Origin of the sequence: Sporosarcina luteola (genome assembly GCF_023715245.1) — a bacterium.
GTDB classification, from domain to species: Bacteria; Bacillota; Bacilli; order Bacillales_A; family Planococcaceae; genus Sporosarcina; species Sporosarcina luteola_C.
Map to the genome: position 1 here is coordinate 80,869 of NZ_JAMBNV010000002.1, position 13,680 is coordinate 94,548.

The window sequence follows — 13,680 nt, forward strand, 5'->3', positions numbered from 1 at the left end:
TAATAGCATTTTTTCAATTAGTAAATGCGTATTTTTAAAATTATCATTTCCACCAATTTATGACAGCCCCCCCATCACTTCTTACACATTTCCCGGGAAATGCACATATTTCGACAACACAGCCGATTCATTTGGACGAAATCCTCATAAATGGCGTTTAAGCAAATTGAAAAAGGGAATCGTCAACATAAGGAGGCGATTTCCAATGCCTTGGACTACAAGTGATTATCCTGATTCTTTTAAGAACCTGGAACCAGACGTCAGGAATAAGGCAATTGAAATAGCGAATGCGTTACTTCGCGAAGGGAACGATGAAGGTAAAGCGATATCCATCGCTACAGCAAAAGCAAGGGAATACGTGCATGGGGACAGTGCCGACCGCACGAAATATGAAGCGAAAGCACGTGACGAAGATTGGATTCTAATGAAAGAAGACGGTGAACGGGCAATTTTCAAGTAGGAGACAAAGGATGACCTACTGGAGAAAGCCAAACCGTATGTAAATGACCAAAACGGAATTCTAGCCGTTTACCACGCTGATGGATCACTCGAAACAACTTTATATGACTGAATTCACAAGTTCATTCAAACAAATACACGCAAGAACTAAATAAAAAGGCGAAGAATTCATTCCTTCGCCTGTTTCATGGTAGGGTTTTTTTATGTTTGGTGACTATATGCTTCGTCAATCGACATTTCACGCAGTTTGAATTTCTGGATTTTTCCCGATGCAGTCATTGGATATTCATCAATGAACTTAATGTACTTCGGAATTTTATGGTGCGAAATATTGCCTTGGCAAAATGAACGAACAGCTTCCTCATCAATGTGGGCTCCCTTTTTCGGAATGATCCACGCCATCAATTCCTCACCGTATTTCGGGTCCGGCACCCCGACAATTTGAACGTCTGAAATACCTGGATGCCTATAAAGGAACTCTTCCACTTCACGCGGATAGATGTTTTCTCCACCGCGGATAATAACGTCTTTTATTCGTCCTGTAATGTCAATGTAACCAGCCTCATCCATGACAGCGATATCTCCTGTACGGAGCCAGCCATCCTCATCGATCGCCTCGCGCGTCGCTTCTTCATTATTATAATAGCCTTTCATAACATGATAACCGCGAGTGCACAGTTCACCGGGACTACCGACCGGCATCTCGTCACCTGTAACCGGATCAATAATTTTCACTTCGACAAACGGATGCGGCTTGCCGACAGTGGATACGCGTTTTTCGATTGGATCATCGGTTTGTGTCTGTGTAATGACCGGCGAAGCTTCTGTCTGTCCGTAACAAATCGTAATTTCATCCGCTCCCATGTCGTGAATCACTTTCTTCATCACTTCAATTGGGCAAGTTGAGCCCGCCATGATGCCCGTTCGTAATGTCGACGTATCGAAATTCTTGAATTCAGGATGGTTCAATTCCGATATGAACATTGTCGGCACTCCGTTAAGTGCCGTACATTTTTCCTCCTGAACTGCTTCCAATACGCGAAGAGGGTCGAACTGCTCGAGGATGACCATTGTCGAACCATGGGTAACCGCAGCCAAATTGCTCAAAACCGCTCCGAAACAATGGAAGAAAGGTACTGGAATGCAGAGTCTATCTTTCTCCGTCAACTTCATGAAATCCCCGATGATCTTTCCATTGTTAACAATATTGTGGTGCGTCAACATGACGCCTTTCGGAAACCCTGTCGTGCCGGACGTATATTGAATGTTAATGACATCGTCGGGCGACAACGTCTTTTCCCGCTCTTCTAATTCTTCATCTGTGATTCCTTGCGCATGAGCAAGGAATTCCGACCATTTATAAATACCGGATTCCTCGCGATCCGACATGAGTATGATTCTTTTAAGTTTAGGAAGCTTGACACTGGTTACGATACCGCCTTCGCTATCCAGCAGTTCAGGACAAACGGAACGGATAATGTCGATATAACACGTCCCTTTGTATCCTTCAGCCAAAATCAATGTTGTCGCATCCGATTGCTTCAGCAAATATTCGAGCTCGTTCGCCTGATAGTTCGTATTCACCGTAACGAGGACAGCCCCCATCTTTCCAGTGGCAAACTGACTTAGCAACCATTGCGGCTTGTTATCGGACCAAATGGCGATATGCTCCCCACGCTCGATCCCCATCCCGATGAATGCCTTCGCGAGCTCATCTGTCTCTCTATTAAACTCATCATATGTTCTTCTGATCCCATGCTCCGGATACACATAGGCCTCTTGCTCCGGCAACGCTTTCGCCCAATCCCTTACGACCTCGCCAACCGTTTTCCTCAACAAAGACATCCATCTAACCCCTTTCTATAAAACTTTAGTTATTTACATATTATCACAAAATTCAGAAGGTGTCTTAGGTATTTTACTTCAAAAAAAGCCGTTCCACCGGATAGGCAGAACGGCTTAATATCTTTATTCAACAGGGAAAACACGTCCTCTTTCATCCTTGTAAACAACGTGATTGCGCTCGAACTTTGTCGGAGAATCAATCCCAGCGGCAGCTGCGATCCGAAACAACCCTTCACGCATCGTCAATATATAATTCGTGACACGGAATTTCTTCTCGTCAACAACCAACCCTCTTTGTAAATTTTTATCAGTCGTTGCCACACCCGCCGGACACTCATTCGTGTGGCATCGCTCGGCCATGATGCATCCTACCGAAATCATGAAACCACGGGCAATTTGGACAAGATCAGCCCCCATCGCCAATGCAATCGCCGCTTTGTCAGGAGTGGTGATTTTTCCGGAAGCAATGATCTTCACTTGGTCGCGCACATCATATTTCCGCAAGGCGTCATCCAATAAGATGAGTGCCGATTTGAGCGGCAATCCTACACTGTCTGCCAAATCTTGATACGTCGCTCCGGATCCACCTTCCGCTCCATCCAAAGAGATGAAATCCGGACCTTTGCCTGTTTCATGCATGAACGACGCCAGCTCTTCTGCGTCTTCCTTGCCCCCAATGACGATTTTAATTCCGACAGGCTTGCCGCCACGGTCCCTGATCTGTTCGATGAAGTCAAACAATGTCGGGTAGTCGGAGAACTGACGAAAACGGTTCGGGCTGTTGATTGTTGTATACGGAACTACATTCCGGATTTTCGCTATCTCCTCTGTCACTTTTTCCCCTTCGACATGGCCGCCCCGCATTTTAGCGCCTTGCGCCATCTTGATTTCAAAAGCTTTTACTTGCTCAATTTCCGCCTTTTCACGGAGACGCTCCCAGCTGAACTCCCCTTCCTCCGTGCGGAAACCGAATAGTCCCGAGCCGATTTGCGCGATGATATGGGCGTCTCCCGCTAGGTGGTGCGGGGACAATCCGCCTTCACCTGTGTTCATCCACGCTTCTTTAGCCATGCCGATTCCCTTAGACAAAGCGGTAATCGCATTTTCACCGAGTGCCCCATAACTCATGCCGGATTGGCCAAGCAAGCTCCGGACGTGGAAAGGATGCTCGCAGTTCGGCCCGATGACAATCGCATCCTCTTCAGGCAGAAGCCAAGGCAGTGCGGGAATTTCCTCCCGATGCTCCTTCCGCGAGAAGAGATTGTCTTCATCGACACGGTAGCGCATCGTATGGATCAATTCTTCATTATCAACACGCATTTCTTCGTTCTGCTTCGTGAACAGCGCATTGCGGATGTAATAGCCTGCTTCTTCAAAGTTACGTTTCGATCCGAAGCCGATAATACTGTTCAAATACTTCCCCGGCAGCACCATATGCAAATATTCTTCCCGATTGAAAGGCTTTCCTTCATGGTCTGCATTGAACAAATACTGACGCAGCTCCGGTCCCGTCTTTTCAAGCACATAACGCATCCGTCCGAGTACCGGATAGTTCCGGAGAACAGAATGCTGCTTCTGGCGTTTGTCATAAAAATAAAGATAGATAGCGATCGAAATGGGAATGACGACTAAAATAAGGACAAGCAAAGTCGTCGTCAATGATATACCTTCAAACCAATCCATGCGGACACCCCTTTTCTAAGCGTTATGAGTAGTGTAACATGAACATATTCACGCAATATAGAATAACGAAATATTCTGGAGGTATAGATATGATCATCGATTTATTGACATCACACGCATCCGTACGAAAATACAAGGACATTCCTCTTTCAAAGGAAGACGTCCAGGAACTGGTCCACGTAGGCCAACATGCGGCAAGCTCCCATTTTGTCCAAGCCTATTCCGTCATCCATGTCACCGATCAGGAAAAACGGGAACAGCTAGCTGAGCTTTCAAAGAATAAAAGGCAGTTTCTATCCGCCGGAGCGGTGTTAATTTTCTGTGCAGATTATTGCCGATTAGCAAAAGCCGCTGCTATGCATGGCAAGGAAATCGATTATTCCCACGCAGAAAACGTGCTTGTCGGCTCCATCGATGTAGCACTCTTCGCCCAAAACGTAGCCATCGCTGCAGAATCAAAAGGATATGGCATTTGCTATATCGGGGGCATTCGCAATGCCCCTGAGGAAATAAGCGAGCTACTAGGACTCCCGGATGGCGTCGCGCCAATGTTCGCCATGTCCATCGGCGTTCCTGACGAAGCGAACGAAGTGAAACCGAGATTGCCGGTCGAAGCGATCATCCATGAGAACAGCTATGATGCGGACAAGTATGCCAAGATTCTGCCTGCCTATGATCAAACAATGCACGACTATTACCTCAATCGCGGGTCGAACCAAAAGGATACGGCATGGTCTGTGCAAATGGCCGACTTCCTCGCCGAACCTAGACGGACGTATATGAAAGAATTCTTGGGGAAGCGCGGATTCACATTTAAATAAAACTTGAACGCGTAATTACGCATAAAGTGTTCCAAAAGCTCTTAAATCTATTTATTCACGCATAAATCGTACCAAATACGCATAAACGCGATAAACGACGCATAAACGGCAGTTCACTTCACGGGATTAGCAAACGCTAATCCCTTTTGATATTCTTATACATACATACTCGCCCGAAAAGAGGTCCATCATTATGCAATTTGAAGAACTAGTCAATGAAATCGTCCGCCGGATTCAGGAAGGATCATTCATCCAAGGAACGATCAGTCAGCCCCGTTACAAATCGACCGGCTTGCAGAAAGTGAAACTAAAGCCGGTGGAAATTAAAAAAGAAGTCCATATTCAATTTGAATATCACTATGAACGAATTTTAAAACATGAAAATATAAAAATCTCAGACATCCAGACAACCCTCCATCAACTTTTGGAGCAATTCAAGCAGATGCATGCGGAATTCACGGATGAGAAAGTCCATATCCAGCTGACGAAAAAATTCAAAGTTTCCTGGAAAGGTGAAAAGGCGGCAGTGACGAAAAAAGTCGACTTTTCGCATAACCGGAAAAAGAACTATCTTTTGGACGATGAAACTCTTTACCCTTTTCTAGTCCGTCTTGGCGTGCAATCTCCCGAAGGAAAGGTGAAAAAGCAAAAATACGACAAGTTCCGGCAAATCAACCGCTTTGTCGAGTTCATCGATGACGCACTCACTCATTTGCCAAAAGATCGTCCCGTCCGTATTTTGGACTTCGGTTCCGGCAAATCCTATTTGACGTTTGCCCTCTATCATTATTTACACATCGAAAAAGGGTTGGATATCAGAGTGACTGGGCTTGACCTGAAAAAGGAAGTCATTGAAGAATGCAATTTGATTGCGATGGATCTTGGCTATGAACAGTTGGAGTTCCTCGTCGGTGATATTAACGATTACAACGAGGAAACGTCCGTAGACATGGTCGTCACTTTACATGCTTGCGATGTTGCAACGGATATGGCATTGGCACGCGCTGTCAAATGGGGAGCGGAAGTTATTTTGAGCGTCCCTTGCTGTCAGCATGAACTGTTCTCGCAAGTCCAATCACCTGCTCTTGAAGTGATGCTCCAGCATGGGTTAATCAAAGAACGCTTCTCGGCCCTTGCCACCGACTCCATCCGCGCTGAAATCCTGTCACTCGTCGGATATGACGCTCAGCTTCTTGAATTCATTGATATGGAGCATACACCGAAAAATATTTTGATCCGCGCGTATAAGACCGGTAAAAAACCGACGGCTGAAGGTATCGCCAAGTACGAAGGATTCCGTGATTTGCTGAACGTGAAGCCATTTTTGGAACGGGAGTTGAGGGAAGCGGGTTATTTACAATTAAAATGGTGAAAAAACCGCCTCTCTCAGCAACCCGTTCAATTGAGAGGTGCAAAATACAAATTAAAGCACGAAATAGACCGCTAATTCACATATGAATTAGCGGTCTTTTAATGGGGGAAAGATAAAATAAACGACTTATACTAATTATTGTTAGATGATATTTATTCAACCCAAAATACACAATGTTTGTTGGCAACTCTTTGTTAAAACGATAGTAATAAGTCTTGCAACTCACAGGTACTCATTTTATTTATTTTTATAGTATGAAGGTTCAACACCTTCATACTCATACAACGTTGATGTTTCTCGTTTAACAACATAGGACATTTGCCAAGCACTCTTCGTATTTCCTATTTGCCAATCCTCTTTGAACGTCACGATATATTTTTCTTTCCCTATTTCTTTTACACTCGTTTCTCTCACAACTTTATACCCGTCAATTGTTTCTTCTTTCAACCCAACTTCTTTCGGAAAATAATCGATGAGAGTCCCTACTCCAGCAGTTGCAGTGGTTATCGCATCTTCTTTTGTGAAAGGAGGTTGAGGTGGCGATGTCCATTGGAAAAATAACCACGACAGAAAAATAAAAGACATAGGCATTAGTACAAACATTTTTAAACTTTTCCCTTTACTTTGTCTTTTGTAGAGCCATTTATCAATCACCCCGTACAGGATAGCCACAACCATACCGAACCACATTAACGTACTTTCTTGAAAAAATAATCCGTTTACCAATCCAAAAGCGCCTAAAATGAGTATTGTTAACCAATCTTTTTTCAAAAACCATTTCCGTTGCACGGCATCCAAAATTAGCGACACAACGTTCCCGTACAGTAAAATAACGACTCCCACATATATACAATATACCAACAGCCACCCCAGAAAAGAATTCCCTTTGTTATATTCAAACTGATCATAATTAAAAATCATGCCATACACCATCAACCCTGAAAAAGTAATGGTGGCAACAAATGTGGTTAGCAGTTTTCTAATAATCATAATGCCTATACCATGCTCCACGCTATCCTCCTCACTTCCTTCACAACACAATAATTATAAGCCGCACACTAAACCTAATCCAATATTCCGTTAATTATATTTCGAAAATAAGTACACAAGAAAGACCTCTCCACATAAACGTAACCTGTTCAGTAAAATAATACAAATTGAAAATTAAATAACAAAATAGACAGCTATTCCACATATAAAATAGCACCGCGATTAACGATGCTATTTGTAACTTATATCGTGTTATTTAAAACATTTTTTCTTTTTTGAACCAATCAACTGAACGGGTTAGATTTCCCAGACTGGCGGTTTCTTGCATATTATACAGACATTAATTCTTCTTGCCTGTGTATAAACCCATTATAAATTTTCAAATCTGCCTCATATGCGACTCGATACGTCGAAAGGCTATGAGCCTTCACTTTATCAAAACTGACTCCATCAATGATTTCGAAAAAGCTGTTCAATATTTCAGCATTTGCCCATGCGGTTTCCTCGAAAGCAATGTCTGTTTCATGCTCTTCAATCAGCGCCGTCATCAACGGCAGATCCGTAGAACGTTTTTCAGCGGCGGCCTGTTTTTTCATGAGAATGATTTCCTTTGTGCGGTCGAGTGAGTCAAGCAATGCTTTACGATCCATTGCATGCCCCAACTCGTGGATGGTCAATACACGAAGATACGTTTCCAGTGGCATCGATTCGGGGAGTTCTTGCCAAGCTTTTTGTACACGGTCAATGTCGACAATGACTTCATCCTTGATGAAATCATACATCATATTGACGCCCGTGCTTTCCTGCTTGAGCTCCACATCCATGTTAACTGCACGGATGGCCGATTCGATTACAGCGACGATTTTCGATTCCGTCATTCGTTCATTCATTCTCTTTCCCTGACACCCTTTACTGTTAAGTTTCTATCTATGTTAGCCAAATTGGCATGTATACTTTTTCATACATGAGCTTTTTCCAAGCAACCTTTACATTATAAATAAATTACAGATATATATCAACAGGGAAATTCCAACTTACACCAAATTGTCAAAAATGTGCTAACTCACTGAGTTAGCATGTTTGTTTCCAACCCCACGTCTAAGAATACATATCCATCACGCTCATGCTGCCCTTTGAACTCTATAGGTACACGTTTTTTGAAAATCGGTCCATCGACGACAACGGTATGGAATTCCCCCGACTCCCCACACGAATCAATGCTGAGCGACTCGAGTTCATCCATCAATTCAATCGTGAATTCACGCCCTATGAATTCTGCAGGCATCATGGTTGTATTCACTACAACAATGTATGCTTCAAAACCTGAATGCACGAACTCCTCCAATAATTGACGGCGAGGCTCCATCCATAGGGGGTGAACTGCATTCATTCCGACTTTTGTACATGCTGTTTGAACCCATGTCAAATGATCTTCGAGGTCGATATCCCCAAAAACCCCATCAGCGATGCCCGCATCTACGCATTCTTTCATTGCATCTAAAAATTGTTCCTCGTAGCTGTTCCAGTCGGCACCATGGATCATCAAAGGAATACCGAGGCTGTTCGCCTGCGCCCGAATAATTTCCAATGGCAAAGCATGTGATTTCGAACGTTCTTTATCCTCTTCAAACATCGTCCAAATCCGCTTAGCGACTCCGCCTGCTTGAAGTGCGCGATAATACGCCAACGCCGAGTCCTTCCCGCCACTCCAAGAGGCGACGAATGGTTGGTTGTTCATTTGCAACACGTTCCCTTACGTTATATTGCTAAAATTATAACATATGCTTGGAAAACTATTTTACTGCATCAGCCGTCCATACTAATGAGACGTGATCGCGATACGTTATTTTTAGAGAAGGTGACCCGATTGTCATGACAAGAGATGAGAAATTCGAATTGGTTGAAAAATACATTGTAGAAAATCAGCACATATATTATCGGCTCGCGTTCAGTTACGTGAAAAACAAAGAGAATGCTCTTGATATTGTGCAGGAAGCGATTTACAAAGCACTTCTATCCATTGACCGGCTGGATGAAGTGAACTATTTGAAGACATGGCTATACCGGATTGTCGTCAATACTTCTATTGATTTCATTCGAAAACATCAGCGGGTGTCCATTATGGAAGACGATGTTTTGGAAAGTCATTTACCAACTTCAGAAAATGAAATGAGCGATTTAGATTTACAGGATGCGGTCGATCAGCTTCCACCGACTTATAAAACAATTATCATCCTGCGATTTTTCGAGGATCTGAAACTCGATGAAATTGCCGAAATAACTGGAGATAACCTCAATACGGTGAAGACAAGGCTGTATACAGCTTTGCGGAAATTGCGTGTTGAGATGGGAGAGGAGCAAACGTATGAGTAAAATGGATAAGTTGAAGAATGATTATGAGAACATCGAGATTCCCGAAGAGTTGGATCGAGTTGTGAGAGCTTCCATACATGAAGCGAAAATGAAACAAAGAAAGAAACGCCCTGTTTCTAGGAATATCATAATTGGAGCTGTGGCAGCCGCGGCACTTTTCATTGGCAGCATCAATGTTAGTCCAGCTTTCGCTAAATCAATGGTGAATGTACCTCTTTTAGGTTCAATTGTTGAAGTGTTCACTGTACAACAATTGAAAGTCGATGAAGGTACTTATCAGGCCGATGTCTACACACCTATCATAACTGGATTGGAGAACGAAGAATTACAGGCAGCTTTGAATGAAAAGTATGTGAAAGAGAACAAGGAGCTATTTGAGCAATTCGAGAAGGAGATTGCCGAACTGAAGGAACTAGGCGGCGGACATCTCGGTGTAGATGCAGGCTATGAAGTGATGACGGATAATGACCGGATCCTTTCAATCATGCGCTATCAAGTGAATACAGTCGCTTCTTCATCGACAACAATGCGATATGATACAATTGATAAAGTCGATAATGTCTTGATAACGTTACCTAGCCTTTTCAAAGATGATTCGTATATCGCGGCGATTAACACCTATATCGCAGATGAGATGGAACGGCAGATGGCGGCGGATGAAATGATCTCTTATTTTACCGACAATGAATATGGTGAAGGCTTTACGACGATCAAGCCTGACCAAAACTTCTATATAACAAATGATCAAAAGCTTGTGATTTCGTTTGATAAATATGAAGTTGCTCCCGGTTATATGGGTGTTGTGACATTTGAAATCCCAACCGAAGTTGTGAGGGATCTGTTGGTGAGTGATGTATATATTCAATGAAAAAGAAGTCCCCGAACAACATTGTGTCGGGGACTCTCATTATTCGGCCGCTTCTAAGGAGAAGCCGTTTATTCTTAGTTCATCAATTGTCTTTTTCAATTGCTTTAAATGGCATTTTTCGTACAGGCCGACAACCGGAAACCATTGTTCCAAAGGCATCAAACCGATATTCGGGTGCTTGAATGACTTCTCACGCAATTGATCCTTGCAACTGCAATCATAGACATCGAGCAAATAAATTCTCGAGTTATGAAGCTCCTCTTTTATTTCCGGAATCGTTTTATACGTATTTGTCGGTTGCGTTTGCATAGGAAGATCTCCTTTGACGAGCAAGCTTCCAGAAAGAACGATCATTTTCTTTGAGGCTTTGGGACTCTTCGGATTCTTCAATTCTCCTGCTATTTTTGAAGCTATATATGTTTCCATCAATGCAAGATGCTCCAAGATTTGCTTTGGAGACCAGCCGCCTGTTGACGGAGTACCGTTGAACTCTTCATCAGTCATCCCATCGATGGTTTGATAGATTTTTCTGCGGATTTTATTATTCCCCTCAAAAACCATTATATCTCTCCTCATGTAGAACGAAATAGGAGCATTCAATTCTCTCCCACAGCATACGACGTTTTGAAGAAAATTTAAAGTGGTAAAAACATATTCAGAAAAATAAATTGTTGGTTATATTTGTAATAAAGATGTTTATGCGCTTTTGAACAGATTTATGCGTATATATAAGCATTTATGAGGCATTTTCGTGATATATGCGCATCTTTTATGACTTATGAGCCTTTGAAGCAATTTATGCGTCTTTTCTAGAGTTTATGCGCGTATTGTAAAAAACGCTCCATCCTGGTCGGATGGAGCGTTGTGATTATGCAGGCATCGGCGTGTCTGTCGGTTCTGCATAGCCTTCTTTGTATGTTTCATCGATGAATTCACGGATTTCTTTCATCGACTTGCCTTCTTGTTTCATTTGTACCGATTTAACCGCAATCTCCAAGCATACGAGACAGCGTGTTCCATGGTCGTCCCAGACGACAGAACCGTCTTCGCGGATTTCATCGACGAAGCAGTTCAAGTTGTGGCCATGCCCGGCACTTTCACCGCAGCCGCAATAGCAGGGCATATAGGTAAGCACATCAGAGGCGGATGCTGCAACTTGATAGACAAGTCGCATATCCTCGGGCTTGTCATCCAAAAACTTCGGCAAGACTGAGGCTGATTCAGTTACTTCCTGCAAGTCCCCATTCGGCAAATGTTTTTCATGGCCCACTTCCAAATGTTCGTCTTCCGAGTGTTTTTGCGCCTTCTCACCGCAAGCGGAAAGGATAAGGATCAGTATAAGCATGATAGGCATTAGTTTCTTCATTCATGTCTACTCCTTTGCTACGTCATTGTCCTTCCATCATATCGGATAATGGTAAGGAGTAGGGTTACAACTTTGTGGACATTGCGCCTCGTTTATTCTCTTTCTGCTTGATCCAATAACGGATGCCTTTGCCAGCTAACGGCTCATCTGAAAACCGTGGAATGACATGTAGATGGGCGTGCGGAATCGTCTGCCCACCCACTACATCCGTATTCCATCCAATCGTATAGCCTTCGTGGTCATAACGTTCTTCCAAGTATGCCTTCGCTTTCAGCAAGAGCTCCTGCGTATCCCGCCACTCTTCAGGCGTCAATGAAAACACATTTTCCACATGCCGTTTCGGTACGATTAAGCCACTGCCTTCCAACACTTTTTGCTCGGAAGGCTTTAGGATATAGGCGCATGTTTCTGTCTCAAAAATGATTTGCTGTTCTGGATCCGCTGCCAGATTACAGTAGGGGCAATTTTCTTCGTACATTTTAACGGCCGATCATCTTGGACGGATCAACATATTCATCGAATTGCTCCGCTGTTAATAAACCCGTTTTCAATGCAGCTTCCTTCAACGTCGTGCCTTCTTTATGAGCCGTTTTCGCGATTTTCGCAGCGTTTTCATAACCGATATACGGATTAAGAGCAGTTACAAGCATGAGCGAGTTTTTCACTTTGCTATCAATCTCTTCCCGGTTCGGTTCGATGCCGACAGCACAGTTGTCATTGAAGCTGCGCATGCCGTCTGCGAGAAGCTTTGCAGATTGCAGGAAGTTGTAGATGATGACCGGCTTGAAGACGTTCAGTTCAAAGTTTCCTTGGCTTGCTGAAAATCCGATTGCTGCGTCATTCCCCATCACTTGAGCAACGACCATTGTGAGAGCTTCACTTTGCGTCGGATTGACTTTGCCCGGCATGATGGAGCTGCCCGGTTCATTTTCGGGAATCGTGATTTCGCCGATACCTGAACGCGGGCCGCTCGCTAACCACCTAACATCGTTCGCGATTTTCATCAAATCTGCTGCAAGGGCTTTTATCGCACCATGCGTATAGACGACTTCGTCATAGCTTGTGAGAGCGTGAAATTTATTGTCAGCAGAAGTGAATGCGATACCGACTGATTTCGAAATTTCTTCAGCGACTTTTTCACCGAATCCTTTCGGTGCATTCAGTCCTGTACCGACAGCAGTTCCGCCGATGGCAAGTTCCTTCATGGATTGGACGCTTTCGTTCAGCATTTTTTCCGTCTTTTCAAGCATGCGATGCCAGCCGCTGATTTCTTGGCCCAGTGTAAGAGGTGTTGCGTCTTGCAGATGTGTACGGCCGATCTTGATAATATCCATGAACTCTTCGGATTTCTTGCCGAATGTTTCTTTCAAGACTTGTAGGGATGGCAGCAATTCACGCTCCACTGCAATCACGCCCGCGACGTGCAGTGCAGTCGGGAATGTGTCGTTGGAGCTTTGCGATTTATTCACATCATCGTTCGGATGAAGGCGCTCGTCCTCGCCCCACTCCTCCAACAGCTGGTTGCCCCGGTTTGCGAGTACTTCGTTCATATTCATGTTTGATTGCGTTCCACTGCCGGTTTGCCAAACGACAAGCGGGAAATGGTCGTCCCATTTGCCTTCAATCACCTCTTCAGCAGCCGCCACGATTGCTTTCATTTTCACTTCCGATAGATTGCCAAATGAGTTGCTCGCAATCGCAGCCGATTTTTTCAAATGGGCGAACGCACGGATGACGCCGATCGGAATCCGTTCTCCACCGATTTTAAAGTTCTGCTTGCTCCGCTGTGTCTGCGCGCCCCACAACTTATCCGCTGGTACTTTGATTTCTCCAAACGTGTCATGCTCGATACGATATTCCATTTTCCCTCCGCCTTTCAATAGATTATTCAAACTCCTCTTTC

General features: G+C 43.9%; 14 protein-coding genes. 5 read left to right on the forward strand and 9 right to left on the reverse strand.

Translation table 11 applies throughout. The features are described 5' to 3' along the window. Positions 1-205: 205 nt before the first annotated feature. Positions 206-460: a hypothetical protein gene (locus M3152_RS11780; protein WP_251695398.1), complete on the forward strand. Its 255-nt coding sequence runs from the start codon at positions 206-208 to the stop codon at positions 458-460. 200 nt (positions 461-660) lie between these two features. Here M3152_RS11780 and M3152_RS11785 read toward each other — a convergent pair whose 3' ends face one another. Then, positions 661-2,304 carry an AMP-binding protein gene (locus tag M3152_RS11785; RefSeq protein ID WP_251695399.1) on the reverse strand — a complete coding sequence of 548 codons (1,644 nt, stop codon included), beginning with the start codon at positions 2,302-2,304 and terminating at the stop codon, positions 661-663. Between the two features lie 123 nt (positions 2,305-2,427). Next, positions 2,428-3,987 (reverse strand): FMN-binding glutamate synthase family protein, encoded by a 1,560-nt coding sequence (locus M3152_RS11790; RefSeq protein WP_251695400.1) that lies wholly within the window; start codon positions 3,985-3,987, stop codon positions 2,428-2,430. Between the two features lie 89 nt (positions 3,988-4,076). On the opposite strand from M3152_RS11790, the gene nfsA reads away from it, so the two are divergent. After that, positions 4,077-4,808 (forward strand): oxygen-insensitive NADPH nitroreductase, encoded by a 732-nt coding sequence (gene nfsA / locus M3152_RS11795; RefSeq protein WP_251695401.1) that lies wholly within the window; start codon positions 4,077-4,079, stop codon positions 4,806-4,808. A gap of 193 nt (positions 4,809-5,001) precedes the next feature. Next, positions 5,002-6,180, forward strand: a complete 1,179-nt coding sequence (locus tag M3152_RS11800; protein ID WP_251695402.1) for a class I SAM-dependent methyltransferase — start codon at positions 5,002-5,004, stop codon at positions 6,178-6,180. 237 nt (positions 6,181-6,417) lie between these two features. Here the strand turns inward: M3152_RS11800 and M3152_RS11805 are convergent, their stop codons facing one another. The 3 genes from M3152_RS11805 to M3152_RS11815 all read right to left on the reverse strand — a co-directional run bounded on the left by M3152_RS11805 (position 6,418) and on the right by M3152_RS11815 (position 8,908). Beyond that, a complete protein-coding gene (locus M3152_RS11805; RefSeq protein ID WP_251695403.1) occupies positions 6,418-7,191 on the reverse strand; it encodes a hypothetical protein in 774 nt (257 codons plus the stop codon). Positions 7,192-7,499: 308 nt separating this feature from the next. Then, entirely contained in the window at positions 7,500-8,060 is a 561-nt protein-coding gene (locus M3152_RS11810) for an integrase (protein ID WP_251695404.1), read from the reverse strand. 173 nt (positions 8,061-8,233) lie between these two features. Next, a complete protein-coding gene (locus M3152_RS11815) occupies positions 8,234-8,908 on the reverse strand; it encodes a diphthine--ammonia ligase (protein ID WP_251695405.1) in 675 nt (224 codons plus the stop codon). Positions 8,909-9,042: 134 nt separating this feature from the next. Between M3152_RS11815 and M3152_RS11820 the strand changes: the two genes are divergently transcribed. Both M3152_RS11820 and M3152_RS11825 read left to right on the forward strand, forming a co-directional pair. Beyond that, positions 9,043-9,543: a sigma-70 family RNA polymerase sigma factor gene (locus M3152_RS11820; RefSeq protein ID WP_251695406.1), complete on the forward strand. Its 501-nt coding sequence runs from the start codon at positions 9,043-9,045 to the stop codon at positions 9,541-9,543. Then, positions 9,536-10,411 carry a DUF3298 and DUF4163 domain-containing protein gene (locus M3152_RS11825; RefSeq protein WP_251695407.1) on the forward strand — a complete coding sequence of 292 codons (876 nt, stop codon included), beginning with the start codon at positions 9,536-9,538 and terminating at the stop codon, positions 10,409-10,411. Before M3152_RS11820 ends, M3152_RS11825 begins: the two co-directional genes overlap by 8 nt. 39 nt (positions 10,412-10,450) lie before the next feature. Here the strand turns inward: M3152_RS11825 and M3152_RS11830 are convergent, their stop codons facing one another. From M3152_RS11830 to fumC, 4 genes are all read right to left on the reverse strand, one after another. After that, positions 10,451-10,972 (reverse strand): DinB family protein, encoded by a 522-nt coding sequence (locus M3152_RS11830; RefSeq protein WP_251695408.1) that lies wholly within the window; start codon positions 10,970-10,972, stop codon positions 10,451-10,453. Between the two features lie 307 nt (positions 10,973-11,279). Further along, positions 11,280-11,777, reverse strand: coding sequence for a PCYCGC domain-containing protein (locus M3152_RS11835; protein WP_251695409.1), 498 nt, complete (start codon positions 11,775-11,777; stop codon positions 11,280-11,282). 64 nt (positions 11,778-11,841) lie between these two features. Beyond that, the gene (locus tag M3152_RS11840) at positions 11,842-12,255 is read right to left on the reverse strand and encodes an HIT family protein (protein WP_251695410.1); all 414 of its coding nucleotides are present in this window, start codon (positions 12,253-12,255) and stop codon (positions 11,842-11,844) included. A 1-nt stretch (position 12,256) separates the two neighbouring features. After that, positions 12,257-13,639 (reverse strand): class II fumarate hydratase, encoded by a 1,383-nt coding sequence (fumC, locus tag M3152_RS11845; protein WP_251695411.1) that lies wholly within the window; start codon positions 13,637-13,639, stop codon positions 12,257-12,259. Between the last annotated feature and the right edge of the window lie 41 nt (positions 13,640-13,680).

Bases quoted from the DNA above. Each gene is read 5' to 3' on its own strand.
- M3152_RS11835 (WP_251695409.1), bottom strand. From the start codon at position 11,777: ATGAAGAAACTAATGCCTATCATGCTTATACTGATCCTTATCCTTTCC.
- M3152_RS11790 (WP_251695400.1), bottom strand. From the start codon at position 3,987: ATGGATTGGTTTGAAGGTATATCATTGACGACGACTTTGCTTGTCCTT.
- M3152_RS11810 (WP_251695404.1), bottom strand. From the start codon at position 8,060: ATGAATGAACGAATGACGGAATCGAAAATCGTCGCTGTAATCGAATCG.
- nfsA (WP_251695401.1), top strand. From the start codon at position 4,077: ATGATCATCGATTTATTGACATCACACGCATCCGTACGAAAATACAAG.
- M3152_RS11785 (WP_251695399.1), bottom strand. From the start codon at position 2,304: ATGTCTTTGTTGAGGAAAACGGTTGGCGAGGTCGTAAGGGATTGGGCG.
- M3152_RS11780 (WP_251695398.1), top strand. From the start codon at position 206: ATGCCTTGGACTACAAGTGATTATCCTGATTCTTTTAAGAACCTGGAA.
- M3152_RS11825 (WP_251695407.1), top strand. From the start codon at position 9,536: ATGAGTAAAATGGATAAGTTGAAGAATGATTATGAGAACATCGAGATT.
- M3152_RS11840 (WP_251695410.1), bottom strand. From the start codon at position 12,255: ATGTACGAAGAAAATTGCCCCTACTGTAATCTGGCAGCGGATCCAGAA.
- M3152_RS11830 (WP_251695408.1), bottom strand. From the start codon at position 10,972: ATGGTTTTTGAGGGGAATAATAAAATCCGCAGAAAAATCTATCAAACC.
- M3152_RS11800 (WP_251695402.1), top strand. From the start codon at position 5,002: ATGCAATTTGAAGAACTAGTCAATGAAATCGTCCGCCGGATTCAGGAA.
- M3152_RS11820 (WP_251695406.1), top strand. From the start codon at position 9,043: ATGACAAGAGATGAGAAATTCGAATTGGTTGAAAAATACATTGTAGAA.
- fumC (WP_251695411.1), bottom strand. From the start codon at position 13,639: ATGGAATATCGTATCGAGCATGACACGTTTGGAGAAATCAAAGTACCA.
- M3152_RS11815 (WP_251695405.1), bottom strand. From the start codon at position 8,908: ATGAACAACCAACCATTCGTCGCCTCTTGGAGTGGCGGGAAGGACTCG.